We start from the raw sequence: 25,772 nt of genomic DNA, 5'->3' as shown, positions 1-25,772 counted from the left end.
ACCTCCTTTTAAACAGAAAACGCCAATCAGGGCGTTATAATTGGTCGTTATCAAGAACACTTCTTTCTCGAATGATTCGATCGCTATCCAACGTAATATTCGCTTCTGTTGCAGACTCTCCGATCGTTTCAATAAACCCTTGCCGAATGTCAGCCATCGTATCGGTATTTTGATTATTCGTAGTTGGTTGTTTTGGATTCCGGTTTTCCATTGTCTCACCTCCACTGTTAGGATGTGTAAACAGCTTAATTTTAAACTGATATTTTGCCAGTCGATTCGGCGCAAAGAGCAGTTTCTCACCACCATCAGACTTTCAACTGGCTAATTCCAAAATTGTACTGGACAAGCTATACTCTGTGCCTTTTTTCCTGTTTTTGATTGTTTGTGGCATGCAAGAAGGATATTTCTCCGGTCCCGTTAAATATGTAAGTATGTTTTATAATATAATTCATGGAGGGATTAGATGAAATATAAGCTTTTATCTTCTGTCGTTGCTGCCACTTTAGCATGCAGTATCATTGCAGGGACGAGTTTATCTGAAGCCAGAGCAGCAAACTCTGCAAAGCCCGTTGCAAAAAAATATTTGGTCGCTTTTCAACACGATCTTCCCAATAACTATTCAGAGGCGATCGCAAAAGCTGGCGGTAAAGTAGCTCGCGCGTTACCTGAAATCGGAAGTTTGGAAGTGGAATCATCCAACGATGCCTTTCTATCAAATATAAAATCCATTTCCAATGTTCAAGCTGCAAACTTGGAAATGAAGCATCAGCTTGACTACAAAAAGAATGATCCTGCTGCTGCCGATGGACAGCCTGTTACGGACATTCCGCAACCAGAGAACATTGATAGTTATTGGGATTACCAGTGGGATATTCACAATGTAACCAACGACGGTGCTTCGTACGATATTCAAAAAGGGAGCGGTGCTGTGGTTGGAGTTATCGATACCGGAATTGATCTAAACCACCCAGACCTTAAAGGCAACTTGCTCGGTGGTGAAAATTTTGTACCAGTAGGAGCTTTTGGAGACGACACGACAGAAACAGGCGATCCAAATGACTATTTAGACCGCGATGGCCACGGAACACATGTAGCTGGATCGATTGCTGGAAATGGAAAAGTACAAGGTGTTGGTCCGGAGCTTGGCATTCGTGCTTATCGGGTGTTTCCAGCTAACGCAGGAGCGGCCACATCATGGATTGCGGATGCCATTATTCAAGCAGCAGATGATGGTGTGGACGTAATCAACATGTCAATTGGCGGATTTGATGCACTATCCCGTTACACATATCAACATAGCGGTTCATATAGTGATGTAGCCGATATGCTTGTTTGGAAACGGGCGATCCAATATGCTGTTAAGAAAAACGTAACCGTTGTCGTAGCTGCAGGGAATGAATCATTAAATCTTAATAATCCGACAGAGATCACAGATTATATGAACGCAACATACGGGGAGCTGGGATACCAATTCAAAGGTGCGTCGATTGAAGTTCCAGGACAGCTTCCGGGTGTTGTTACCGTTTCTTCTTCAAATAAATGGTCAACTGATCAAATTGCGTTTTATTCTAACTACGGTTCCCGTTCAATCGATGTGGCAGCGCCCGGCGGCGATAATGGTCCCTTGTATCACGATACTCGTGATTTGAAGTTGCGAGATTTCCATTATAGAACATTAAGCACATGGCCAACGTATATGGCTCCATACATTACTTCCAATCTTCACAGCTATGCCTTGCTGCATGGAACTTCAATGGCTTCTCCAAAAGTATCCGGTATTGCAGGAGTTATTAAAGCGGCTCACCCTGAACTAAGTCCTGCTCAAGTAACAGCGCTAATCAAACAAACCGCTATTGATTATGGCAAGAATGGCAAGGATCCACTATACGGCTCGGGAGAAGCAAATATTTACAATGCTTTAACAAGATAATAAACACTATTAATGTATTGAAAACAATCAAGCCCTCCCAAAAAGAAATGGAGGGCTATTCTTTACTTCTACACTGTCAACTCATTTTGATATTCGAAAAAACCGGTTTACTTGAGCCAGTGAGGAAACAACTGATTTTCTTAAGTCTTAAGCTGTCTACCCAGCATAGTTCTCCGCTTGTTCTTGCTCGTCCGTTTCATCTGGTTCTGCCGGTGCATTTTCTACTTCCGGGTGTTCTGTTTGTACATCATTGTGCTCTTGTTGTAACTCTTGTTCAGCTTCTTTAATCTTTTCTTGGTCCTCTTGCATAGCTTCTTTTTCATCTTGCTGAAGTTGCTGTTCGTCCTCGATATCCTCTTGTTCTTCCGGTGGAGGATCTTGCTCAGCGCCACATCCAGTTAGTCCCAGCGTTAAACCTGCGGCCAGCGCACCAGTGAGAAACTTCGACTTAAAATCAAGCTGCATACATTTCCCCTCCGTAGTAAATGAATTTTATTCCCCTTAGAGGAATTTAAACTACATTCATTTTTTCACTTAATGAAGTGTAGTTAAACTCTTTTGCGAACAAACAGGAAAATGGTACTGTGGTAGTTTAGTCGGTAATCTGCATAACAAAAGCTTCTTATCCATTTTAATGGATAAGAAGCTTTCTCTGCTGGATGTGTATTTTTTTATAGAAATTGCTGTTAAGATCGCGAGTCTCAAATTAATTGTTTTATTTCCCATTCGAATTGCCTAATGTTGTTCAGCATCTCTTGGCACACAACAATTCACAGATATTTACCTTTTTGTGTAAAAATAGAGCGGTTTAATTCTCCACCAATTTATTTCCAATCTTTTTTTCAGATGGTGTTGCTTCTATTATATCTTCTGCTGGTTTAGCACGCTTGATGAAGAAAGCAAGAACAAGTGCAATGCCTGCAATAAGGACTGTCACAAAGAATGCATCATTAATTCCTTCCAACATTGCCTGCATCGCGATTTGCTGTTTCATTTCAGCAAGCGCAGCTGGAGTTGGTTGTCCTGTCAAGTTTTTTATGGCAGAATCAGCGAGTTCTTCCGCATGCGTTTCTGAGCGGATTGACATAACCGTCACCAACAAAGCCGTTCCAATCGCACCGGAGACTTGCTGCAGGGTATTGTTCATCGCTGTACCGTGCGGGTAGAAGCGAGCTGGCAGTTGGTTTAGTCCATTTGTTGTAACCGGCATGTTTACCATTGACATCCCAAACATTCGAACAGTATATAAAATAATTAACTGTGTATAGGTCGTCTCAAGCGTCAACCTACTGAAATAATAACTTGTTACCACGGTAATGGATAAGCCGATGATCGCTAGCATCCGGCCGCCAAACTTATCGAATAATCTACCAGTAATTGGTGACATTAAAGCCATCACAATAGCACCAGGCAGCATCATAAGACCCGCATCAAGCGGGGAAATACCTCGTATCGTTTGCACATAGATCGGTGTAAGCAGCATACCAGAAAACATCGCCATTGTAACGACCATCGAAATGGCTGATGATAAAGCAAACATAGGGAATTTAAAGATCCGGAAATTCAGCATTGGCCGGTCTTGTTTTAATTGTCGTAAAATAAACACTAACAATGAAACGGCCCCAATGGTGAGCGTTCCATATACCTGTGGGCTATCCCAGCCTTTAGAGCCGGCAGAACTGAAGCCATAGAGCAAACCACCAAATCCTGCGCTTGATAGCAAAAGTGATACAAAATCAAGACGAAGTTCCACTTTATCTTTTTTATCTTTAAGCAAAAAGATGCCACTCAATAGAATTAATGCTGCAAATGGCGTTACAAAGTGGAAAAGCATTCTCCAGTCATAATGTTCAATGATCCACCCTGATAATGTTGGACCAATCGCGGGTGCAAACATTAGGACTAGACCAAAAATGCCCATCGCCGTTCCCCGTTTCTCCAGCGGGAAGCTCGTCAGCATCACATTCATTAATAACGGCATCATAATCGCTGTTCCCGAAGCCTGTACCATCCGGGCAATTAATAAAACAGGAAAGACATGCGCAAGACTGGCGATAATCGTCCCGGCTGTAAACAAACCCATCGCTGTTATGAACAGGCGGCGAACAGAATACTTTTGAATCAAGAAAGCCGTAGTTGGAATCATGATTCCGTTCACCAGCATAAAGCCTGTAGTCAGCCACTGCACGGTTGGTGCATCAACATCTAATTCTGTCATAATTGATGGTAATGCGATATTTAATAATGTATTATTTAAAAAAGCAATGAAAGCTCCGACCATCAGGACAGCTAGAATCCCGTATGGTGGACGATCAGTGTTATTTATGGAATGATCCATTGTATTCCTCCTATAGACGTTTAGTTCATTTTTTTATACTCTTGTTACACATAGACATTATATTATACCAACAGTATAAATACTGCAATAAAATAAACGCCTTGTATGATGGGTTTGTATAAACGGGGAAAATATTGTACGATGATTTTTATACAGGAAGTCTAATTTTAATAAAGGTGATTAGATGAACGACAGGAAACAGCATGTTATTGAAATGGCCCACCAATTATTTATAGATAAAGGCTTTCAAGCTACATCCATCCAAGATATTTTGGACTATAGCGGAATTTCCAAAGGAACATTTTATAATTATTTTTCTTCTAAAAATGAGTTATTAATCGCTCTTTTTAAATTGATCTACAAGAAGATGGAAAAAAATCGAAATGAATTGCTGATTGGTCAAAATCCTTCAAATATTGACATCTTCATTAAGCAGATTGAACTGCAATTGAAGACAAATAGAACAAATAAGTTAATATCCCTTTTTGAAGAAGTCTTTTTTTCAAATGATCCAGAGCTTAAACAATTTATTAAGCAAGGTCAATTGAGAACGCTTCGTTGGTTATTCCAGCGATTCACCGACATTTTCGATGATAGTAAAAAACCGTATTTGTTAGATTGCGCCATCATGTTTATGGGAATTCTACAACAAAACCTTAAATATCATGAACTGGCGCATGGATCAAATCACAGCGTCCATCAAGTGGTCCGATATAGTGTAGAGCGAATAGTGCGGATGGTTGACGAAGTTGCAAAATCAGGTGATCAACTAGTTCAACCTGAGCTTTTGGAAAATTTGCTGCCTGACTGTCGCAATACCGACCAGGCTTTTCAGCAGGAACTTTATCATACTGTTTTAGTCTTGAAAAAAGCTTTAAACCATCGGGAAGCACAGACAAAATACATGGAGTTACTCGAATTCATTCAGGATGAGCTATTGCATTCAAAGAACCCACGAAAATTTCTGATTGAAAGTGCCCTTTTATCCTTTAAAACGGGTCAGGCAGCTTTTGCAAAAAAAGACGTACAAAAGCTTGATCAACTTGTTGAATCTTTTTTTCATCAAATTGAGGAGTTAGGTTAATGTCCTATAATGAAGAACATCCGGCGCTTAATTGGTTGGCGCCGGATTCTGAAAACGGTAAATTTTTATTTGTTGTTTCAATTTTATTTACATCTATTCAGCAAATTAGTTACATATCCACTTCACTCATATTTAGCATGATTAAATGAAGAAATAAAAACTATTGAGAAAAAAACTTAGATAGTGTTTATTACCGCCGAATAATCTTCCCAGCGGTGCTACCCGTGTACGCTCCATCATTTACAGTGATTTCACCGTTGACAAGAACATAATGAATACCTGTGGGAATCGCTAATGGGTTTTCATAAGTTGCCTCATCATTTATTTTATTGGAATTAAAGACCACGATATCTGCCCATTGTCCTTCGCGGATGTATCCGCGGTCTCTAAGACGTAATAATTGAGCGGGTGCTCCTGTCATTTTTCTGACTGCCTCTTCTAAAGTTAATATTCCTTTTTCACGGACATATCTCCCCAGAATTCGTGGATATGTTCCATATAGACGAGGATGTGGCTTTCCCCCGAATATACTATCAGAACCGACGATTTGATAAGGGTGTTTCATTCCATAAATGACATCTTCTTCATTGCCCCAATGGACGACCATCGTGATTGCGGCGTTTTCTTCTAATAGTAAGTCAAATGCAGCTTCGTCCGGTTCTGTCTTTCTTAAAGCTGCGATTTCCGTCATACTTTTCCCTTCAATTTCCCGGTTTTTATCGGTTGACACAGAAGTAATAATAATATTTTCCCATCCACAATTCATTACCCAGTTCTCATACTCATCATTATTCACGAAATCATGCTTAACTTGTGCTCTTACAATAGGGTTCTCAAGCCGTGTCAATAATTCTTGGGTTCCACCTGAATGCATCCAAGGTGGTAAAATCGCGTGAAACACTGTTGAGCCAGCTGTATAAGGATATTGATCAAAGGTAATTTCGATCCCTTCTTTTCTTCCTTCCTCCAACTTTTCAAGAGCTTTCACAAATTTGTCCCTGTTTTTTTTACCGGCTACTTTAAAATGCGATACATGCAGTCTAACTCCTGACTGACGGGCGACATCAATGACTTCATCTAATGCTTCCAATGATCGGTTGCTTTCATTGCGAATATGAACAACAAAACTTCCGCCATATTTTGCAGATCCTTTACAAAGTTCAATCAATTCTTCCTTATTTGAATAGACATTTGGCGGGTAGACCAACCCCGTAGATATACCGACAGCTCCCTACCTCATTCCTTCCTCCACCAATTCCCGCATTTTGACCATTTCTTCCCTGGTTGCTACCCTTCCCTCGAATCCCATGACTAATGTCCTGACGGCTCCATGCGGTACTAGATAGGCAGCATTCCCCGCTATTCTCATATCTTCCAAGTATTCGAGATACTCTTTAATAGAATTCCAGGGCCAATCACCAATATCTCCATTCAATCCCTTTAGCTGCTGTTGCCACAGCGGTTTTGTTTCTTCTGATACAGGAGCAACTGAAATACCATCTTGACCAAAAAGTTCTGTGGTAATCCCCTGTAAAATTTTTATTTTATGTATATCTGGCTTTAAGCATAAGAGATCGGAATGAACATGTGTATCAATAAATCCGGGAGAGACAAAAAGTCCGTCTGCTTCAATGACAAGTTTAGCTTCATGTTCCTTCAATAGGCCAATTTCTGTAATTTTTCCATTCTTGATACCGATATCTAGAGCAGTCCAAGGGTTTCCTGTACCGTCAACGAGCTTTCCATGCTTAATTAAAATATCAAACATATGATTACCCCCATTTAGTATTTTTGGTGAAAGGAAAAAATTCATCACTTGTTTGATCATATTCTTCCATTCTCTTTTGGACTTTTGTTTCCTGAGACGCTGCTATACTTGTAACCAGTAAATTTAGCAATGCAAAGGTTGGTGTTATTCCCTTTAAAGGAATCGGGGCTGGCGCAACAACCGTAAACGAAATATCGGCGGATTGTCCGATTGGAGAAAGTTTATCATCTGTTATCGCTAAAACCATTGCCCCTTTTTTCTTGGCCGCTTTTACAAAAGAGAAAGTTTCCTGCGTATATCGCGGGAAAGAAATGGCAACCACTAAAGTTTTATCATCTATTTGAGATAATATATAATTAGCGTCCTCGATTTCTCCCCGATACAATAATGTATCTCCTACAACAATGTTAAGACTGAATGTCAGCCAATTAGCAAGACCATACGATGAACGGAATCCAATAACGATTCGCTTCTCTGAAGCAATCAATAAATCTACTGCTTTTTTATACTGGTTGTAATCCAGTTGTTCCAATGTAGCCCGAATGTAGGCACTGTCGTGTTCGATGACATATTGAATCAAGTTGATATCCTTTAAGGATTTAGTAGTGCTGCGAAAATCCTCGATAGGATCAGTGGTTGGTGAGGATTCCTGCAACAAAGTGGCTTGAATTTCTTTCTGCAGTTCACTATATCCAGAATATCCAAGTGAATAAGACAATCGAATCACAGTGGTATCACTTGTATTACTTGCTATACCCAGCTGCTTTGCAGTCTGGAATGCAACTTCTTTAGGGAAATCGACTATATATTTTGCGACCAATTTCTCCTTTTTTGTCAGTTCGTTAAATTGCTTCCTTATTTTATCTTTAAAGTTATCCATAGGAGCGTATTCCTTTCTTATAATTAACCAGGCAATGCTGGGATTAACAAAAAAGACCTTTTTAGAAAAAAGAACGTTACAATTTGTAACGTCCGTCCTCGACCGTTGCCAGTTTTTCGGATGTACTTCTTCAATCATAATGTTTTTTTTACCGGGCTAAAGCAGTTTGTGTTATAAAACTCCTACACTAGTAGCCTGGGCATCTGTTTACTTATTACACCGTAACCCTGTTAAGGAAGTGATCATAAGCAGCTTTGGATAATTCCGCAATTTTCCTCGCACCTTCTGCTTCAGTTTTGTTCCCAATTGAAAAAGCTGTAATAATTAATGTCCCTTTTTTATCCGGGAGTTTTACAATTCCTGCGTCATTAACCACACTTGCAACAGTACCTGTTTTGTGGCCAACAATCGTATTTTCCGGCAATAAGTTCGGTATTCTATTTCTAAATTGCTGTTTGGCCAGAATTTCAAACATATCATCACAAGCATGTTGCGAGATGAGTTGTTTAGACGCAATTAATTGTAATAGTTTCGCAATATCGGCTGCAGTGGTTACATTGTTTTCAATGCTCTCCTGGAAAACAATTGAATTAGAATCGATTTCACCATTTTTGAAACGACGATTAATGTCATGGTAAACTTCAAGCGAAAAACTCTGGGGCTGAAGCCCAACACATGAGCAAAGAAGCTCCCAACAACTAAATCGGATGTAGGTATTATTTAAACCAATTTCTTTCATATATTGATTGACAGTTTCCTTGCCAATAATCTGTAGGATTTTATCAGTACCCACATTATCACTGACAATGATCATCATTGTTGCTAAATTTTTTATTGTCACTTCAACAGGGATCAACTCCCTAAAGATTCCCGACCCATTAACTAAATCTTTTTCTTCTAAACGAATACGCTGATGCAGATCTACCCTGTTCATTTCCGCATCGCGGTATAATGTCGCCAATATCGGAACCTTAAACACACTAGCGGCTTGAAAAAAACGGTTTTGATTGATTGCGGCAGTCTCTCCAGATTCCAGATGCTTCACGTAAACTCCGAAGTTACCCGTTGCATCATGTAAAACTTCTTCCAAACGATTCTGTAAACTCATAACCTTTCTTCCTTTCATATTTTAGTATTTTTCTGTATCCAGGCTTTAAAAAGGCCCGGACACAAAAGACTTAAATCGTTTGTTTGCTGGCTATCTTAGGGAATTGTCTAAAGTGATAAGAAATCCCATATGGATGACCGTTCTCATCTACTAATATCTCAGCGATTTCGGTCGAGTCGTTAACATAAGCAATAAAGACATTTTCTTTGACAAATATGATTGGAATTTCACCATTTTGAGAAATAAGGATTGGTGCCCCGTCTTTAATTTCAATGGCTAATTTCATTCCTTCATTGGATAGATATTCTCCTTGATACAACTCGAGTTGCTCTGCCGCAATGTTATATTCTTCAAAAGTTATATGTGTTGCTTCTACTTCTCTGCCTTCATAAGTATTGAATGCAAGTTGCATAATCCGGGAAGCAGGCGCACCCGCTAAGTTCGTCAGGACGACACCAGAAACACCTTTTTCAGGCAGGATGCTCATCTGGGCTGCGATTGCCTTTAAAGCCCCGCCGTGTTCTACGAGCAGAGTTCCAAAATAATCAGGAGTAATCATTAACCCATAGCCGTAAAATCTTCCTGGCTGTGTTTGAATATGCGGCTTAATCATTTCATTTACACTTTCCTCAGTAAGGATTCTCTTTTCGTTTACTACGCCTTTGTTACGGAAGATTTCAGCGTATTTTAGCATATCGTTGGCAGTAGATTTCAAAAACCCTGCTGCCCTCATTGATGGAGAATCCCACCAAACAGGAGCAGTTATAACAGATTTATTTCCGTCACTCTGGTCTATTACATAACATGTTGTGATATTTTCATATTCTTGGTACTCATCGATCGTAAAAAAACTGTTTTCCATGCCGCAAGGATTCAGAATATGGTCATATACATATTGCTCATAGCTTATTCCGCTGACTCGTTCAATGATGGTTCCCAACAAAGCATATGCATCATTAGAATAACTGAAGTGTGTGCCCGGAGCGCCTAATAGTTCAAACTCCTGGTTTGCGATGAATTCCATCAATTGGTCATATGTGTCGATTGGTTCATGATCTTTTTTCTCGATATCAAGGCCTGGATATTTGTCTGCATGCGGGTCAATATCCATTGACCTTTTCATGGCATAAAATAGCGAGGACATTGGTGGCAATCCTGAAGAGTGTGTCATAAAATGGTGAATGTTGATCTCTGTTAGAGCATTTTCATCTTTAACCTTGAATTCTGGCAAATATTTGACCACAGGATCCAGAACATTTAGTTTTCCTGCTTCCTGCAGCTGCATAATAGCGACGCAAGTAAATGATTTCGTCACGGAGCCGATCCCGAAGACTGTGTCTTCTGTAATTGGTAATGATTTCTCAACGTTGCGGAATCCAAATCCTTTATGATAAACGATTTGTCCTTCTTGGGCGATTGCTACTGAGGCGCCTGGAATGTGATGTTTTTCGACTAATTTTTGCGCAGCCACTTCAAACTCTTTAAATCCGGTTTTCATTTCAAGTTTCCTCCTTATATATGGGTTAAAAATCATTAGATTATCTTGATACAAGTATTCTTGTATTCTCACAACAATTTTTCTATAGCCGGAATGCTTTGCTTCACAGTCTTTTCACTCTGTCTTAATATCTTTAATATAGAAATAGCTAAAATTTTTACACCATTCTGTAAAGAATCCAGGTTAAAGCTCATATTTGGATGATGCAAACCTGGCTGTAAGTCCGTACCGAGACCTACCATGGCTGCATGTATATGAGGAAATGCGTTTTTGTAAAAATGAAAATCTTCCCCACCTGGTGTAACTGCCGGCTTTGCTAAAGCGTCTGCACCAAGTGCATCAACAATTGCCTCTTTCACAAATTCCTCAATTACCGGACTGGATTCTGCAGCTACCATTGTCGCAAGCGTTTCCAACTCAACTTCTGCTCCATTAGCAACGCCAGCTGAATAAACTGCATGATGAATTTGTATTAAAAGTTCATCCATGGCTTTATTTTGTTGGGCCCGCACATCGATTCCAAATTCAGCATAGTCGGGAATAATATTTAAATTATCACCGCCTGCCTTAACCATCGTCACTTTTGCAGATGCTGAAATAGTCGGGTCAATCCTGACTGCGTTCACTGCCTGAATAATGGCCGAAAGAGAATCCACCACATTAACTCCAAGATTTGGCCGTGAGCCATGAGCCTGAACTCCTCTAATTCGACCCCTTAATAAAGTTGTGGACCCGTGATAGATCGCCGGCGCAGCCTGGCCATGGCGCAATTCCTGGACAGGGCGTACATGAATGCCAAGCAAATAATCAATATCATTGATGACTCCTTTTTCAATCAATGCATTGGCACCTTTGCCGGATTCCTCTGCAGGCTGAAAGATGATTTTGATAAGGCCTTTCGGTTTAAAGCTTGCTGCCTTTAAGCAAGAAATGGCATGGAGGACCATCGTCATATGTGCATCATGGCCGCATGAATGATTGGCTCTCCACTCTCCATCTACGAGCTGAAATAAAGCATCAATATCCGCTCTGATGCCAACCGTGGGTCCTTCTTCGCTATTTCCCCAATACCCGATCACGCCTGTGTGATCATTAAAGGTTTCAAAAGGAATATCCATCAGTTGTAATTGTTGGCATAAGTACTCGGTTGTGTTTTCTTCTTTCCAACTGATTTCCGCGTTTGCATGCAAATAATGATAGGTTGAGGTAATTAACTCTGTATGTTGATCCACCCAATTTTTAATTTGTTCAATCATGTAATGCCTCCGTATTGTGATGTTCAATAATATAAAAATGTACATTGGATTGGCTATTCCTTAAGATTCCGGTTGCTCTGTATCCTTTTGAGAATGCATCAGATACTACATTCCTCAACTTATATCTCCATGCTTTTGCAGCTTCATTATTCACTTGTTTCAAGCATTGAAAGTAGGCGGGAACAGGTACTAAATAACCTCTGTCATTTGCGATTATTACTTCATCAAGCGGAATCGGAATGTCACCTGATTCACGCCAGCCTAGAAGCGGTTGATACTTTTTTGCAGAAAACTCATTCTGAAGTGTTCCTTCAAGCGCGTTCGTTACCCGAATCGAGCAAATATCCCATTCAGCTAAGAGACGATCAGTTGGCAAGCCTCGATTTAGCTTGTCGTTCATCTCCCCATAATAAGATTCAATATAGGTTTTCGTGTATGCTCCAAGCTTGTTAAGGTTAAAATAAGCATTTCTAGCTTCTAATGGATCATAGGTCCATACAATTTTTTGGTAACCGTATTCAATGGCCCATTCTCTTTGTTTCAACTTTAACTTTAATCCAATGCCCAGATTTTGATACTTCGGATTGACGGCCGTCATATGTGAGATCAAATAAGGTTGACCATCTTTATATCCGGAAAAACCATACGAGAAGCCCACCAAATCGCCGTGATCAAACGCTCCTATGACACTACCGCCATGGTGGCAAGCAGCTAAAAGCTGTGGAAGAGGTGTAACAGTATCTCTGCTCCAAATTTCTTCCTGGAAAGACACAACTTCTTCAATTTCCTTTAAATCTTGTATATGTTTATAAACGATTTGTTTTGTCATTGCCATCTGCAGGATCCCCCCACTCTTATTTCAGGCATGTATTATTACCCCGGGGCGACAGCTTAACGGGTTATCGTTTCCTTTTTAAATACTTTTTCATCAAAAATAAGCTGATTGATAACTTCATTATCAATATCAAATCCGATTCCCGGTTGTTCTGGAACAGCAATAAATCCTGGTTTTGAAAGAGTTACTTCAGGTAAAATGATATCTTTATGAAAATAACGACTGGACGCAGAGGTATCCCCGGGAATGGTAAAATTGTTTAATGATGCAATAGCAATGTTATGAGCCCTCCCGATTCCTGCTTCAAGCATTCCGCCGCACCATACAGGAATATTTTTTTCCGCACATAGATCATGAATTTTGATCGCTTCAGTTAAGCCGCCAACTCTGCCAATCTTGATATTGATAATTTTGCATGCGTTTATTTCTATCGCCTTTCTTGCGTCTTCCACAGAATGAATGCTTTCATCTAAACAGATGGGCGTTGCCAATTCTGCCTGAAGTTTGGCATGATCAATAATATCATCATGGGCCAATGGCTGCTCGACCATGATTAAACCAAACTGGTCTAGTTCTTTTAATAGTTCCTTATCATTAAGGGTATAAGCAGAGTTAGCATCAGCCATAAGCGGAATGTGATTTCCGAATTTACGACGAATAGCCTCCAGCGGTTTAATATCCCAACCGGGCTTTATTTTCACTTTGATTTTTCTATATCCTTCATCTATAAAGCCTTCAACTTTTTCTAATAGATTATCAATACTGTCTTCTATTCCAATGCTGACGCCTACTTCAATTTCTGTACGCTGGCCTCCTAATGCTCCAGCAAGCGTCTTGCCATTTTGCTTACTGTATAAATCCCAAACTGCCATTTCTAACGCTGCTTTCGCCATGTTATTCCGGCGAACGTATGAAAACATGTCTGAGACATCTTGTGGTTTCTGAATTCCTTTATCTAATAGCTGCGGGACTAAAAAGCTCTCAAGCAAGTGCCACACTGTGCCGGTTGTTTCTTCATTATAAATCGGATAAGGCATTGCGACACTTTCCGCAAAACCAACGTGATCTTCCCCGTAAACCCGGACAATAATAATATCTTTTTCAGTCACCCTTCCAAAGCTTGTTGCAAACGGAGATTTTAAAGGTATTTTAATACGTTGTAATTGAACTTGATTGATGTCCATATACTCACTTCCTAATTAAATGTGTAGTTTTGCTCTTATCCTTGTAATATTTCGGGATCATATAAATGACAAGCCACAAACTGGCCTGGCTTGGCCTCGATGTTTCGTGGTTTCTTTGTTTTACATATATCCATACATGCAAAGCACCGTGGATGGAATGTGCATCCTTGCGGAGGATTTGCGGGATTTGGGATATCCCCTTTTAAAATAATCCGTTCTTTCTTAATCATTTCAGGATCGGGAACTGGAACAGAAGACATTAATGCTTTTGTGTACGGATGCAATGGTTCAGCAAACAATTGTTTTTTATCAGCAAACTCTACCATTCTTCCTAAATACATAACTCCAATTCTGTCACTTATATGTTTTACCACACTTAAATCATGGGCGATGAAAATGTATGTTAAACCTAACTGTTTCTGGAGCTTTTGAAACAAGTTAAGAATTTGCGCTTGAATCGAAACATCCAATGCAGAAACTGGCTCATCAGCGATAATCAAGGATGGATTTACCGCGATAGCACGGGCGATGCCAATTCTTTGTCTTTGTCCGCCGCTGAATTCATGTGGATAGCGATCGGCATGAGAAGCGTTTAAACCTACCATCTCCAAGATTTCTAATACTTTTTCCTTGCGCTCTGTGCCATTTCTAACAATGTTATGCGTTGCTAATGCTTCATCTAAAATAGAAGCAATTCGCAGACGCGGATTTAAAGAGGCAAAGGGGTCCTGAAAAACAATTTGCATTTGCTTGCGGAGTTTTCTCATCTCATTTTTTTTTAAGGTTAAGATGTCCCTTCCATCAAAATAGATTTCTCCGCTTGTCGGTTCAATTAACTTCAATATGCTTCTTCCGGTTGTTGACTTCCCGCAGCCGCTTTCACCAACAATCCCTAAGGTTTCTCCTTTACGCAGGTTGAACGAAATCCCATCCACAGCCTTAACAAAATCTTTTCTTCTGGAAAAGAAACCATTGTTAATAGGAAAGTATGTTTTAAGATCCTTCACCTCCAGTAGTATTTCACTCATGTTAACACCTCCTCATTAATATATAACCAGCATCTTACAGAGTGTCCTTTATCTGTTTTTACAAGAGGCGGGTTTTCTTCTAGACATCTGGAATCGGCGTGTGTGCAACGAGAGAAAAATGGGCAGCCTTTCGTCACTTCCCCGATATTTGGTACATTTCCTTCAATTGGCTGAAGACTATCCATTTCGCCTTCAAGTCTGGGGATCGAGTTTAATAGACCAATTGTATAGGGATGCTGTGGATTTTTGAATATTGTTTTTATATCGGTCTCTTCGACAATTTGGCCATAATACATGACCATTACCCGGTCCGCCATTTCTGCAACAACACCTAAATCGTGAGTAATTAATAGGATTGCTGTATCATAGTTCTTTTTAAGATCATTCATTAAATCCAAAATCTGGGCCTGAATTGTCACATCCAGCGCTGTTGTGGGTTCATCTGCAATCAGCAGGCTAGGATTACAAGCCATTGCCATTGCAATCATGACGCGTTGTCTAATCCCTCCCGAAAGCTGATGAGGATATTCTTTCACAATTTTCTCAGGGCGAGCGATTCCAACTTTTTCAAGCATTTCTACAGTCTGTTTTTTTAATTCATCTCCTGAGATGTCGGTATGAAGTTTTAACACTTCACTAATTTGTTTTCCAATTTTATGGACGGGGTTTAATGATGTCATCGGTTCCTGAAAAATCATCGAAACATCTTTACCGCGTATGGAACGCATCTTTTTTTCGGATACGAGATTTAAATCTTTCTCTTTCAGAATGATTTTACCTTCAATTTTCCCGACACTATTTGTAATCAATCTCATAATCGAAAGTGATGTGACACTTTTGCCGCAGCCTGATTCACCTACCAAGGCAAGTGTTTCACCTTTATGGATTGTAAAGTCCACATGGCTGACTGCATTCACAAACTGTTTTTTTCCAGATTTAAATTTAATAGAAAGGTCTTCGACTTTGAGAAGTTCTTCCTTTGCTACAAGGTTTGTTACCATTATAATCACTCCCGAACGGTTATTTTTGTCTTGGATCGAGCGCATCCCGCAGGCCATCACCAAGCAGGTTAAATCCAAGAACGACCAACATAATTGACAGTCCAGGGAAAAGTGACATCCACCATGCCTGACCTAAAAACGCCTTTCCAACATATGCCATAGCTCCCCATTCAGGGGTTGGCGGCTGTGCTCCGAGCCCTAAGAAGCTTAATGCTGCCGCAACAAGAATACTAGTTCCAAATTGTAAACTCGATAAAACGATTACTGGAGATAGAACGTTAGGAAGTACATGTTTCACAATTATTTTATAATCTGAAACGCCAAGGGCTTTTACAGCTTCAATATATTCTTTCTCCCTTATGGACAATACTGCTCCTCTCACCACCCGTACATAGGAGGGGATGACAGAGATTGCAACTGCAATCATCGCATTTGTTAAACCAACTCCAAGCACAGCTATAATCGCGATCGCGAGCAAAAGGGATGGAAATGCCAGCAAAATGTCCATAAACTGCATAATGTAGAGATCAATTTTGCGGTAATACCCTGAGATAATGCCTAAAGTAACTCCGATAATACCTGCTACAAGTACAGCAACAAGGCCCATCATTAATGAAACCCGACCCCCATACAGCATTCTGGAAAAGATGTCTCTTCCAAAATCATCTGTTCCTAATAAATGATCTCCTCCCGGAGGTAAGAAACGCTGTTCAAATTTCATTACGTCGACCGGATGAGGGGCAATGAGTGGTGCAAGCAACGATGCTGAGACAAAAATGATTAGGATCAAGGCTCCAATGACGGCACTTTTATTCGTGACTATCCTTTTTCCAACTAATCCCCAGTAAGATTTAGCCTTATCAACGGTCTGTCTGTTGTTTTGCGGAGACATGTATTTGCTTTCAGAATTTGTAATTTTAGGAGCTGAGCTGTTCAAAATGGACACCCCTTTCTAATATTTGATGCGAGGGTCAACGATACTATATACAAGATCAACTATTAAATTCGTAATAATAAAAAGAAACGCCATAAAGAGGACTAGCCCTTGTACAGTTGGTAAATCTCTTTTAGAAATTGCTTCAACAGAAAAACTGCCTAAACCTGGTAGTGCAAATACCGTTTCAATAACAACAGCTCCGGCCAATAAGAATCCGAACTGAAGGCCTATTAATGTAATGACTGGTATCATGGCATTTTGAAGTGCATGCTGCAAGATCATTGGAATTAAAGCAAGGCCTTTTGCTTGTGCTGTTCGCATGAAATCTTGTTTAATGACCTCGAGCATGCTTGACCTTGTCATTCTTGCAATATTTCCCGCGGAGCCCAAACCAAGCGTTATGGAAGGTAGAATTAATGATTGAAATCCTTCATATCCTGAAATAGGAAATATGTTTAATTGATAAGAAAAAATCCAAATTAAGAAGAGTGCAATCCAAAAACCTGGAGCAGATATTCCTATCAATGAGATGACCATCGCTAATTGATCAACAATGGTGTTTTGTTTTACTGCAGCTAATATTCCCATCAATATACCAACGACAGAGCCGATTAACAGACTATAAACCGCCAGCTGAAAGGTAATTGGAAACCGGGCAGTGATTTCCTCAACGACCGTTAACCCTGTAACATACGAAGTTCCCAAGTCCCCTTGAAACACATTTTTAATATAGTCGATGAATTGTATAATCATTGGCTGGTCCAACCCCAGACTGGTCTTTAATTCAGCGATCGATTCTTCTGTTGCAAAGTCACCTAATATATAGGTGACAGGGTCCCCTGGGATAAGATGCATCATCATAAACACTAAGAAAGAGACACCAAATAATGTAACAATCATTGACAACGTGCGTTGCATTATATATTTTTCCAAATCCTATGCCTCCTTATTTAAATAATACAGTTAGGGATGAATGATCCCTAACTGTATTCTCTTCGTTTTATTATTTTGGACGGATATCGTTGAACAAAATGTTTTGTGAATATGGATTTTGTTTAAAACCTTCAATATCACGGTAAGCTGTAAGACTTTCACGAACAAATAATGGCACCCACGGTGATTCTTCCACTATAAACTGCTGTGCTTCTTCATAAATTTTCATGCGTTCTTCCGGATTCATCGTTTGACGCCCGTTCGTTAGCATGTTGTGCAATTCTTCAGACTCATAATGCAACCTTATTGAGCTGCCTTTTGCAAACAGCATGTACAATATATCCGGATCAGACCATCCATACATCGTTAACAGTGCGTCATGTAATCCCTTTGGAGTATTGGCAGAAATTGCAGCAGCCTCTTGCACTGATATTTTCACGTCAATACCGATTTCCTTTAACTGGTCTTGAATAATCTGCGCGATCCTTTGCATAACCGGTTCATCAGATAACCATAATTCGAATGCAAAAGGCTTTCCATCCCTGTCGGCAATGCCGTCTCCGTTGGAATCCTTCCATCCAGCTTCCGCGAGCAGCGACTTGGCCTTTTTGACATCCCGGGTATACTTATCTTCCGCCGCCCCTTCGACCGTTTCACTATAACCAGGAATAGTTGGAGGAAGCGGACCAAACACAGGTTTAGCATATCCTTCCAATGCAAATTCTACGATTGGTTCTCGGTCTATACCGAGAGCGATTGCCTGTCTCACTTTTTTATCCTGGAAGATTGGTTTTTTGTTATTAAAACCCAGATAAGTAATTCCTTGTTCGTAAATACTGTCAATTTTTACACCCGGTGTATTTTTTAAATCTTTTACATAGTTGGGTGGTACCTTTGTCATAATTTGCGTGGTACCCTTCTTAAACTCAAGAACCCTTGTATCGTCATCCGTGATAAATCGGAACTCGTATTTATCAAAGGCAGGAGCACCCTTGTTTTCAACGAAAGGAGGACCCCAATTGTAGGCTTCATTTTTTGTATACACAATCGATGATCCACGTTTTCGCTCTGCAAATTTAAATATGCCTGCAGCAGCCGGATGTTCACCAAACTTATCCCCATGCTGTTCAATAGCTTTAGGATCCATAGGCGCCAAATAAGCAGTTGTTAGTCCACTGGCAAAAGGTGCAAAAGGTTCTGTGAAATAGATCATTAGTTTTTGTGGCTCAACAGCTTCAATTTTCTCCACTGGTCCAGCTATAAATTTTACAGCAGAATGTTCGAGGAATCTTTCAAATGTTTTCTTCACAGCGTCTGCAGTAACCGGTTCTCCGGAATGAAATTTTGCGTTTTCATTCAAGTAGAAAGTCCACACTTTGCCATCCGCTGATGTTTCATACTTTTCAGCCAGGCCGGGAATCAGGTTCCCATCCAAATCCCTTTTCAACAACGTTTCATAAACATGCCCATTTGAATCATCAACCCATGTTGTCTTGTGGACATCTATTGTATCTGGCTCACGGACTGATGAAATCACCAGAGTATCGCGCGAATTCCCTGCTCCGCTAGCAGCCGTGGAACCTTGGGTCTTATCTCCAGAGCTTTGTTCAGTTGGTTTTGGATTACAGCCTGTTAATAACAACATAAGACTAATTAAAGCAATGAATAGAATATGACCTATTTTCCTTGTCACGATTCGTGCCCCCTATTTTTTAATGAGTTTGTCTTTCTCTAAAAACTCTATATCTTTGTTAAATGGAAATACTGGTTTATTGAGTCTCGTGTGGTTAAAGGAGGCAAGATTAAAACTGCTCAGCCCAGGCGAATCTACAGATATGATAGAATGTGCCAGCGGTTCAAAACCGGCCCGGAAATGCTGGCTTGATTTCAAGGCGACAATTTTATAAGTTGTTACGTCAATACCATGCAGTAAAAAGATTTGCTCATCCAATGTTTGGGATCTCTTTGAACAGACAACAATATCGATTCCGCCCACTACTAATCTCACAGATTTCCCAAAATCTACTTTTGCCCCTCTCCCCATAGGTGAAGATTGGATAAACTGCCCATCTGTTAGGGTTTTGACATAGGCTTTAACCTGAACAGGTTTGCCATGCATATCATCGGTTTTACCACCCAGCTCTATTTCAATTAAAGAGCCTATTCCTTTTGTATGTGCAATATCCACTACTTCCGGGTCATAAATGAACCCGAAACAAGCATTGTCAAGTTTCGCCTCCAACATTGCTGAAAGCAGGTGTGTTCCATCTCCTGGAGTCCCGCCCCCTGGGTTATCAGATGTTTCATTGATGACTATCGGATGGCCTTCTATTTGTAATGCCTTATTAATGCCTTCACTGGGGGTATCGATATGAGGGAAAAATTTCTCTCTTGCATTCCAAATTTCAAGAGCAATTTCTTCCGAAGTTTGATTTGCAAGTTCCTGATCATTATTTGTTATGGTTAAAACCGTTACACCAGGTTCCGGGATGTTCGTATATGGAAAACCGTGAAAGAAGGTACAATCAATAATGGAGTCGTTCTCTTCGCGTGCCCAGCACAATCGATTGATGTCAGCTGCAGGTGATAGATTTGTAGTGGATGTCGGAATCATCAGTGGAAGTTTCTTGAGGCTCATCTTTGGCTGAATTTCACCTGATAGGATTTGTTTTGTAATGTCAATTGCTTCTATTCCTCTTTCATAAGAATCAACATGCGGATAGTAATTAACTCCGAGGAGGACATCTGCTTCTTGAACCATTTGTTCTGTTATATTGCCATGAAGATCGAGGGTAACTACAATGGGAATATCATCGCCTACTACCTCTCTCACCGCATGCAATATTCCGCCTTCGAGATCATCAACATCTTCAGCGACCCCAGCGCCGTGAAGAGCAAGGCATATTGCCTCATACTCTGCTGCGGTTTGGATATTTTCGATTAATTCGTTAATAATTGTCTCATACGTTTCTCTGGTAATAATCCCTGATGGCATCGCAAAGGAGGAAAACGTTGGAACTACCTCAATGCCAATTTCTTCACCACGATCAATCATCCCCCCCAAGTAATCTCTTACTTTTCGATGTCTATGAATGACTTCATCTCCATGCAGCCATTCCCATTGTTTAAACGACTCAACCGTCGTCTTAACACTGGAAAAAGTGTTTGTCTCATGAGCAATCTGACCAATCAAGATTTTCATTTTTTCCCCACCTTTTTGAAGTAAACACTTTACTTTGTTAATCAAAATGAAGTTTATAATTTATTATCTGTAATTATAGTATGGTGGTGGGTACTTTTCAATATTAAATTTATAATTTTTAAAAATTTTTGATTATTCTATAAAAACAGTCATTTTTGATGGTTAGAATATTTAACCCTATTAGGATATGGTTATTTAACAAAATTAAAAAAAGGCTGACTCAAAAGGTCGTTAACACACGCTTTTGAGTCAGCCTCTTTCCCTAAGTTAATTGTACTTTATACTGGTTTTTATTAAATGCATATTTCTATATTTCATTGGAGAGTGTATTAGTGACTACATTTCAGGGAGACTACTTCAAATGGCCTACTACCGCAGAAGAAAAAGGAGGAGGAGAGGTTACTTCAACGCCTCCCCAATCATGCTGGTTGTGTATATTATAGGTTTAAGCTTATTGGTATCTTTAGCTAATGCGGACAAGCTCTTCGACATTTTCGCGGTAATGCTGTGTTTCGGAGTAGTTGTCCTGCTTTATAAATTTTTTGGCGTTACCCAAAAATATTATAAAGCTTATTTACGCTTCAAATATTCTGGCATAGAAGAAGTAGATCAAATGGTCTGGACATGATTTCGAGCACTTTTTAGCACCTCTTTTTGAAACCCATGGCTTCAAGGCATCCGTAACTCAAGGATCTGGTGATTATGGCGCAGACTTAATTCTTAAAAATAGACGTAAGAAATACGTCGTGCAGGCTAAATGTTATAGCTCCAACATTGGCATAGCTGCAGTACAGCAAGCTGTTGGAGCAGTAAACTTTTACAATGCAAACGGTGCAATGGTTGTAACAAATCGCTACTTTACCAAACAGGCCGAGAAACTTGCCAAGGCTAACAATGTTAAGTTGATAAACCGTACAGAACTATCAGATATGATTTGCAAATACCACCGTCAAAGAAAACGGCAGCTGCTTGAAGTCGAAAACTAAGAAAAAACGTCACCTGTTTGTGACGTTTTTATTTTACTACCAATAACAAACGTAGATGAAATCAATATATGCACCTTATGTGAGCTTTTGCAGCCCTTTATTGATATCTTATTCCGACCCCAAAGTGTACGCAGATCTGTTTTGTTAAGCAGAAGTAGTTAAATTTCTATTTCTTTTATATCTGCAATTGGCAGCAAATGATTTTCGGCCTTAAATTCTGCTAATTCTGCATTATTTCTTACTTTACTAGGCCAATCCTGGTTGGCTAAAGCCCCTTTTCCAAGGCTTATAACATCAGCATAACCCTCTGTTATCAGTTCTTCTGCTTTTTCGGGATCGTGTAAGGCGCCATTTGCAATGACAGGCACTTTCCCATATTTTTTTGCAAGCTCTGGTAATGTAGCACTGGAGCCAGCAAAAGCCGGTTCAAAAGCCTTCGGTTCAGTGATATGAATAAAGTCTGCCCCTGCTCGTGCTAAATGGCTGAAGATGACTTCTGCGTCTTTTTCTTTTCCAGCCCATTTATGATCTGAATCATTTACTTTGGCTTGGGAGATTCGTATACCAACAGGATAATCACCCCCAACTGCTTTACGAATTTCCTGGAGAACCTCCACAGATAATCTTACACGATTTTCCGTCGAGCCTCCGTAATTATCATCACGTTTATTCGTATAGTCGGTTAAAAACTGATCAAGAATGTACCCATTGGCCCCGTGAACTTCAACGCCATCGAAGCCTGCTTCTTTTGCATGCTTCGCTGCATTAACAAAGCCATTTTTGACGTCTTCGATGTCAGCAGAGCTCATCTCTTTAGATAATTGAAACTCACCTTCACCCCGATAAAAGCTTAACTGTGATCCTTTCGGTTTTATCGCTGATGGACCGATTGAATTTGCTTTATGGATATTCCCCTGGGATAGGGCACCTGCATGCATCAATTGGCAAATAATCTTGCTGCCTTGTTTATGGACACTTTCAACAACGTTCCTCCAAGATTTGGTTTGGTCCTCATTTACTATTCCTGGCTGATATAAATAGCCCTGGCTATATAGTTCATCAGGATATACTCCCTCGGTTATCAACAGGGAAAACCCACCCCTCGCGAATTTTGTGTAATATTTTATCATTCGCTCCGTCACAAACCCATCTTCAGTAGCACTCACACGGGTCATTGGTGCTAAAGCAATACGGTTTTCCAGCTTTAATCCAGCTATGTCCAATCCGGCGAACAGTTTTTCGTAATGTTTCGTCTGCATTTTTACCACTCCTAAAAATCTATTTGGCATCGAAAAGGCATCCTGTTGCCAGTTCCTGTTTAAATCATATCATATCATCACATCTCCACTATTAGGGCCTAACGTCTGGCCAGTATATATATTGCCATCAGGATCAGAAGCTAAAAGAACCGCTGTAGGTGCAACTTCCTCCGCTTTTCCAAACCTTGGTATCGCTAATTCTGAACGTTTTTGGATCTTCCATTCTTCATTAATGCCTGCCACTAATTCGGTTTCAATTGGTCCTGGAGCTATACAGTTAGCTGTTATACCATACTTTCCTAATTCCAAGGCAATTGACTTTGTAAAACCGATAACACCTGCTTTTGCTGCCGCGTAATGGCTTAGTTCAACTCCGCCTTTTTGGCCCAACTGGGAAGCGGTATTAATGATTCGCCCACTCTTTTGAGAAATCATATAAGGAACGACCTGTCTGGTTGTTAAAAAAACGGATTTTAAGTCGACTTCAATCATTCGATCCCACATTTCAACACTCATGTCCTGAATCAAACTCTGTGTTAAAATCCCTGCGTTATTAACGAGAATATCAATACGGCCATAAGCGTTCATTGTATTTGTTACTAATTCCTTAACGATCTTTTCGTCCGTTATATCTCCTTCCGTAACAATGACTTGCACATCAAAGTCAGTCAATTCCTTGACTAATAACTTAACTCTCTCTTCATCGAGCCCATACACATTAAGTGATAAGTTTGCCCCTTCTTTTGCGTATGAAAGGGCAATAGCTTTTCCAATCCCCTGTCCGGCTCCCGTAATAATCGCGGCTTTCCCTTTAAGTTTCATGCTTTTTTCCTCCTCAAACATTCATGATTCTGCTGTTCGCTTCCTGGGCTTCGCTTGGTTTACGTTTTAATTTCTCTCTATCTCGAATGACCCACGCTGTACAAATTATCATGGTAATCGCTAAATAAATGAAGCAAAAATAAATCAAGAATGAAAAAGCTGATAAATTCATATTCGACTCCTCCTTTTCTTTTATAATGCAGATTTGATTGACTCGTTTTTAAGTGCATGATAATCAAAGTTATCCGGGGCAATTAAGGTAACAACAACAGTAACGACCAAAGAAATGATATAACTGCTGATGTAAGTGACATATAAAGGAACATCCGTGAACAATAAAAGGTAAGTAGCAACGCCGATGGTTAACACATTGGCAAGAGTGACGGCTGTAGAGCTGGTTTTTTTCCACCATAGAGATAATACTAGCGGGAAGAAAGGTGCTGAAATCATAACACCGGTTGAAAGCATGAGTTCTAATAGCGAAACCTGCTTTAATGAAGATAAGACAACTGTGACTGCAACCATCACCGCTGTGATTCTAGCAATCTTTAATGTCTGTTTATCTGAAATATCTTTATTAATGTATTCCTTGTAAATATCATTTGTAATCATGGAACTAATCCCATTTAAGTAAGTGTCACCCGAAGAATAAACAGCCAATAGTACGGCTATCGCAAAAAAGATAATAGCTCCTGAAGGTAATAGATATTGGACAACCTGCGGGAAAATTTCAGAAGGATTTGTGACTTCCAGATTTAAAGATAGGCCGATTAAACCTACTAAACTGCAGCAAAGTGCAATTGGAACCCAGCCCCAGCCTCCAAATAATAATGCTTTTCTTAACTTCTTCTCATCTACAGCAAATACCCGCTGCCATGAACTATTGCTCAAAGTTGCGATGACCCCCCAGCCTCCAAGCGTCACGGCAAAATAACCTAAAAAGGCATCTGCTCTAAATAAGTCCAGCTTTTGTGCCGATCCTTCAATACTTTGTAACCCGGCAAATATTTGCTGCGGTCCGCCTGCATCGACGATTAACCAAGGAATCAAAAAGATTACAATTAGACCAACAGCAATATATTGAATATAGTCTGAAACGACAGAGCTCCACAGTCCGCCAATCAGAACATTCAAAGTAAATACGGACGCGACCAAAATAGCGGAAATTTGATAATTCATTCCAAACACCGAATTAAGCATAATGGCTCCACCGACTACTTGGAATAATGCAAATACAAGCATGATGTACAGTGCAACAAGTGTAAAAATAATGTGTGCTTTACTATCAAATCTTCGTTTAATCCATCCTCCAATGGTCATACCCGTTGGAAGCAACCCCCTGACTCGCGGTCCAATGAATGCAAACACCGTGTAACTTAAGCCAGTAGGCAGTGCATACATCCAAATTCCTGCTACTCCCCATGTATAAACACCTTCTGCTGATGCCATAATCGTTCCTGCCCATAGCTCGGTTGCAATGATTGATGCAGCAATAATTCCGGCTGGTACCCCGCGGCCTGCAACCATATATGCTTCGGCATTATCTACCGAAAACTGATTTTTAGCCCAGAAAGCAAGTAAAACCATACAGATCCCTGAGACTGCAACCAATAAGTAACCTTGTGCCACTAAATTCATTTTTCGTCCCCTCCTAAATTTTTCGTATTGTCAAAAATTAAATATATAAATCAAGCAAATACATTGATATCAGAGGGTTTATAAG

General features: G+C 40.0%; 25 protein-coding genes. 4 read left to right on the top strand and 21 right to left on the bottom strand.

What is annotated here, in order from left to right; translation table 11 throughout:
- Positions 1–34 precede the first annotated feature (34 nt).
- Positions 35–211, bottom strand: coding sequence for a hypothetical protein (locus CU635_RS23530; protein ID WP_180956513.1), 177 nt, complete (start codon positions 209–211; stop codon positions 35–37).
- Positions 212–463: 252 nt separating this feature from the next.
- Here CU635_RS23530 and CU635_RS20885 point away from each other — a divergent pair, with 252 nt between their 5' ends.
- Positions 464–1,930: a S8 family serine peptidase gene (locus CU635_RS20885; protein WP_101579308.1), complete on the top strand. Its 1,467-nt coding sequence runs from the start codon at positions 464–466 to the stop codon at positions 1,928–1,930.
- A gap of 156 nt (positions 1,931–2,086) precedes the next feature.
- Here the strand turns inward: CU635_RS20885 and CU635_RS20880 are convergent, their stop codons facing one another.
- Together CU635_RS20880 and CU635_RS20875 are read right to left on the bottom strand one after the other, a co-directional pair.
- On the bottom strand, positions 2,087–2,395 hold the full coding sequence (locus tag CU635_RS20880) for a hypothetical protein (RefSeq protein WP_101579307.1): 309 nt from the start codon (positions 2,393–2,395) through the stop codon (positions 2,087–2,089).
- A gap of 343 nt (positions 2,396–2,738) precedes the next feature.
- Positions 2,739–4,268 (bottom strand): DHA2 family efflux MFS transporter permease subunit, encoded by a 1,530-nt coding sequence (locus CU635_RS20875; RefSeq protein ID WP_101579306.1) that lies wholly within the window; start codon positions 4,266–4,268, stop codon positions 2,739–2,741.
- Positions 4,269–4,452: 184 nt separating this feature from the next.
- On the opposite strand from CU635_RS20875, the gene CU635_RS20870 reads away from it, so the two are divergent.
- On the top strand, positions 4,453–5,352 hold the full coding sequence (locus tag CU635_RS20870) for a TetR/AcrR family transcriptional regulator (protein WP_101579305.1): 900 nt from the start codon (positions 4,453–4,455) through the stop codon (positions 5,350–5,352).
- 190 nt (positions 5,353–5,542) lie between these two features.
- Here the strand turns inward: CU635_RS20870 and CU635_RS23990 are convergent, their stop codons facing one another.
- From CU635_RS23990 to CU635_RS20805, 14 genes are all read right to left on the bottom strand, one after another.
- Entirely contained in the window at positions 5,543–6,520 is a 978-nt protein-coding gene (locus CU635_RS23990; protein ID WP_245917549.1) for an N-acyl-D-amino-acid deacylase family protein, read from the bottom strand.
- A 63-nt stretch (positions 6,521–6,583) separates the two neighbouring features.
- A complete protein-coding gene (locus CU635_RS23985; RefSeq protein WP_245917548.1) occupies positions 6,584–7,120 on the bottom strand; it encodes an amidohydrolase family protein in 537 nt (178 codons plus the stop codon).
- 4 nt (positions 7,121–7,124) lie between these two features.
- Complete coding sequence (locus CU635_RS20860; protein ID WP_101579304.1) at positions 7,125–8,000, bottom strand: MurR/RpiR family transcriptional regulator; 876 nt, start codon at positions 7,998–8,000, stop codon at positions 7,125–7,127.
- Positions 8,001–8,214: 214 nt separating this feature from the next.
- Positions 8,215–9,108, bottom strand: coding sequence for a serine hydrolase (locus CU635_RS20855; RefSeq protein WP_101579303.1), 894 nt, complete (start codon positions 9,106–9,108; stop codon positions 8,215–8,217).
- A gap of 70 nt (positions 9,109–9,178) precedes the next feature.
- Positions 9,179–10,606, bottom strand: a complete 1,428-nt coding sequence (locus tag CU635_RS20850; RefSeq protein WP_101579302.1) for a serine hydrolase domain-containing protein — start codon at positions 10,604–10,606, stop codon at positions 9,179–9,181.
- 68 nt (positions 10,607–10,674) lie between these two features.
- A complete protein-coding gene (locus CU635_RS20845; protein WP_101579301.1) occupies positions 10,675–11,862 on the bottom strand; it encodes a M20 peptidase aminoacylase family protein in 1,188 nt (395 codons plus the stop codon).
- Positions 11,855–12,697, bottom strand: a complete 843-nt coding sequence (locus tag CU635_RS20840; protein ID WP_101579300.1) for a GNAT family N-acetyltransferase — start codon at positions 12,695–12,697, stop codon at positions 11,855–11,857. Before CU635_RS20840 ends, CU635_RS20845 begins: the two co-directional genes overlap by 8 nt.
- A 56-nt stretch (positions 12,698–12,753) precedes the next feature.
- The gene (gene menC, locus CU635_RS20835) at positions 12,754–13,881 is read right to left on the bottom strand and encodes an o-succinylbenzoate synthase (protein ID WP_101579299.1); all 1,128 of its coding nucleotides are present in this window, start codon (positions 13,879–13,881) and stop codon (positions 12,754–12,756) included.
- A 35-nt stretch (positions 13,882–13,916) separates the two neighbouring features.
- The gene (locus CU635_RS20830; RefSeq protein ID WP_101579298.1) at positions 13,917–14,909 is read right to left on the bottom strand and encodes an ABC transporter ATP-binding protein; all 993 of its coding nucleotides are present in this window, start codon (positions 14,907–14,909) and stop codon (positions 13,917–13,919) included.
- A complete protein-coding gene (locus CU635_RS20825) occupies positions 14,906–15,910 on the bottom strand; it encodes an ABC transporter ATP-binding protein (RefSeq protein ID WP_101579297.1) in 1,005 nt (334 codons plus the stop codon). The genes CU635_RS20830 and CU635_RS20825 overlap by 4 nt, the downstream gene beginning before the upstream one ends.
- Before the next feature lie 19 nt (positions 15,911–15,929).
- Positions 15,930–16,802 carry an ABC transporter permease gene (locus CU635_RS20820; RefSeq protein WP_101579326.1) on the bottom strand — a complete coding sequence of 291 codons (873 nt, stop codon included), beginning with the start codon at positions 16,800–16,802 and terminating at the stop codon, positions 15,930–15,932.
- 60 nt (positions 16,803–16,862) lie between these two features.
- The gene (locus tag CU635_RS20815; protein WP_101579296.1) at positions 16,863–17,780 is read right to left on the bottom strand and encodes an ABC transporter permease; all 918 of its coding nucleotides are present in this window, start codon (positions 17,778–17,780) and stop codon (positions 16,863–16,865) included.
- A 70-nt stretch (positions 17,781–17,850) separates the two neighbouring features.
- Positions 17,851–19,473, bottom strand: a complete 1,623-nt coding sequence (locus CU635_RS20810) for an ABC transporter substrate-binding protein (RefSeq protein WP_101579295.1) — start codon at positions 19,471–19,473, stop codon at positions 17,851–17,853.
- A gap of 12 nt (positions 19,474–19,485) precedes the next feature.
- Positions 19,486–20,982 carry a M81 family metallopeptidase gene (locus tag CU635_RS20805; protein WP_101579294.1) on the bottom strand — a complete coding sequence of 499 codons (1,497 nt, stop codon included), beginning with the start codon at positions 20,980–20,982 and terminating at the stop codon, positions 19,486–19,488.
- 361 nt (positions 20,983–21,343) lie between these two features.
- Here CU635_RS20805 and CU635_RS20800 point away from each other — a divergent pair, with 361 nt between their 5' ends.
- Together CU635_RS20800 and CU635_RS20795 are read left to right on the top strand one after the other, a co-directional pair.
- A complete protein-coding gene (locus tag CU635_RS20800) occupies positions 21,344–21,610 on the top strand; it encodes a hypothetical protein (protein WP_142382819.1) in 267 nt (88 codons plus the stop codon).
- Complete coding sequence (locus CU635_RS20795) at positions 21,591–21,968, top strand: restriction endonuclease (protein WP_101579292.1); 378 nt, start codon at positions 21,591–21,593, stop codon at positions 21,966–21,968. Before CU635_RS20800 ends, CU635_RS20795 begins: the two co-directional genes overlap by 20 nt.
- Positions 21,969–22,126: 158 nt before the next feature.
- On the opposite strand, the gene CU635_RS20790 is transcribed toward CU635_RS20795, so the two are convergent.
- The 4 genes from CU635_RS20790 to CU635_RS20780 all read right to left on the bottom strand — a co-directional run bounded on the left by CU635_RS20790 (position 22,127) and on the right by CU635_RS20780 (position 25,687).
- The gene (locus CU635_RS20790; protein WP_101579291.1) at positions 22,127–23,227 is read right to left on the bottom strand and encodes an NADH:flavin oxidoreductase; all 1,101 of its coding nucleotides are present in this window, start codon (positions 23,225–23,227) and stop codon (positions 22,127–22,129) included.
- Positions 23,228–23,296: 69 nt separating this feature from the next.
- On the bottom strand, positions 23,297–24,049 hold the full coding sequence (locus CU635_RS20785; protein ID WP_101579290.1) for an SDR family NAD(P)-dependent oxidoreductase: 753 nt from the start codon (positions 24,047–24,049) through the stop codon (positions 23,297–23,299).
- A 13-nt stretch (positions 24,050–24,062) separates the two neighbouring features.
- Complete coding sequence (locus CU635_RS23525; protein WP_180955525.1) at positions 24,063–24,221, bottom strand: hypothetical protein; 159 nt, start codon at positions 24,219–24,221, stop codon at positions 24,063–24,065.
- Positions 24,222–24,241: 20 nt separating this feature from the next.
- A complete protein-coding gene (locus CU635_RS20780) occupies positions 24,242–25,687 on the bottom strand; it encodes a sodium:solute symporter family protein (RefSeq protein WP_101579289.1) in 1,446 nt (481 codons plus the stop codon).
- Positions 25,688–25,772 lie beyond the last annotated feature (85 nt).

Origin of the sequence: Bacillus canaveralius (genome assembly GCF_002860125.1) — a bacterium.
Classification (GTDB): Bacteria; Bacillota; Bacilli; order Bacillales; family Cytobacillaceae; genus Bacillus_BJ; species Bacillus_BJ canaveralius.
The sequence above is the reverse complement of the archived record's forward strand: the minus strand, read 5'-3'. Positions and strand labels throughout refer to the sequence as shown.

What these genes read in the sequence shown, in the direction of transcription:
- CU635_RS20885 (WP_101579308.1), top strand. Translation starts at nt 464, where the DNA reads ATGAAATATAAGCTTTTATCTTCTGTCGTTGCTGCCACTTTAGCATGC.
- CU635_RS20805 (WP_101579294.1), bottom strand. Translation starts at nt 20,982, where the DNA reads ATGAAAATCTTGATTGGTCAGATTGCTCATGAGACAAACACTTTTTCC.
- menC (WP_101579299.1), bottom strand. Translation starts at nt 13,881, where the DNA reads ATGGACATCAATCAAGTTCAATTACAACGTATTAAAATACCTTTAAAA.
- CU635_RS20790 (WP_101579291.1), bottom strand. Translation starts at nt 23,227, where the DNA reads ATGCAGACGAAACATTACGAAAAACTGTTCGCCGGATTGGACATAGCT.
- CU635_RS23530 (WP_180956513.1), bottom strand. Translation starts at nt 211, where the DNA reads ATGGAAAACCGGAATCCAAAACAACCAACTACGAATAATCAAAATACC.
- CU635_RS20850 (WP_101579302.1), bottom strand. Translation starts at nt 10,606, where the DNA reads ATGAAAACCGGATTTAAAGAGTTTGAAGTGGCTGCGCAAAAATTAGTC.
- CU635_RS20820 (WP_101579326.1), bottom strand. Translation starts at nt 16,802, where the DNA reads ATGTCTCCGCAAAACAACAGACAGACCGTTGATAAGGCTAAATCTTAC.
- CU635_RS20870 (WP_101579305.1), top strand. Translation starts at nt 4,453, where the DNA reads ATGAACGACAGGAAACAGCATGTTATTGAAATGGCCCACCAATTATTT.
- CU635_RS20830 (WP_101579298.1), bottom strand. Translation starts at nt 14,909, where the DNA reads ATGAGTGAAATACTACTGGAGGTGAAGGATCTTAAAACATACTTTCCT.
- CU635_RS20860 (WP_101579304.1), bottom strand. Translation starts at nt 8,000, where the DNA reads ATGGATAACTTTAAAGATAAAATAAGGAAGCAATTTAACGAACTGACA.
- CU635_RS20880 (WP_101579307.1), bottom strand. Translation starts at nt 2,395, where the DNA reads ATGCAGCTTGATTTTAAGTCGAAGTTTCTCACTGGTGCGCTGGCCGCA.
- CU635_RS20855 (WP_101579303.1), bottom strand. Translation starts at nt 9,108, where the DNA reads ATGAGTTTACAGAATCGTTTGGAAGAAGTTTTACATGATGCAACGGGT.
- CU635_RS20840 (WP_101579300.1), bottom strand. Translation starts at nt 12,697, where the DNA reads ATGGCAATGACAAAACAAATCGTTTATAAACATATACAAGATTTAAAG.
- CU635_RS20800 (WP_142382819.1), top strand. Translation starts at nt 21,344, where the DNA reads ATGGCCTACTACCGCAGAAGAAAAAGGAGGAGGAGAGGTTACTTCAAC.
- CU635_RS23985 (WP_245917548.1), bottom strand. Translation starts at nt 7,120, where the DNA reads ATGTTTGATATTTTAATTAAGCATGGAAAGCTCGTTGACGGTACAGGA.
- CU635_RS20785 (WP_101579290.1), bottom strand. Translation starts at nt 24,049, where the DNA reads ATGAAACTTAAAGGGAAAGCCGCGATTATTACGGGAGCCGGACAGGGG.
- CU635_RS20845 (WP_101579301.1), bottom strand. Translation starts at nt 11,862, where the DNA reads ATGATTGAACAAATTAAAAATTGGGTGGATCAACATACAGAGTTAATT.
- CU635_RS20825 (WP_101579297.1), bottom strand. Translation starts at nt 15,910, where the DNA reads ATGGTAACAAACCTTGTAGCAAAGGAAGAACTTCTCAAAGTCGAAGAC.
- CU635_RS20780 (WP_101579289.1), bottom strand. Translation starts at nt 25,687, where the DNA reads ATGAATTTAGTGGCACAAGGTTACTTATTGGTTGCAGTCTCAGGGATC.
- CU635_RS20875 (WP_101579306.1), bottom strand. Translation starts at nt 4,268, where the DNA reads ATGGATCATTCCATAAATAACACTGATCGTCCACCATACGGGATTCTA.
- CU635_RS23525 (WP_180955525.1), bottom strand. Translation starts at nt 24,221, where the DNA reads ATGAATTTATCAGCTTTTTCATTCTTGATTTATTTTTGCTTCATTTAT.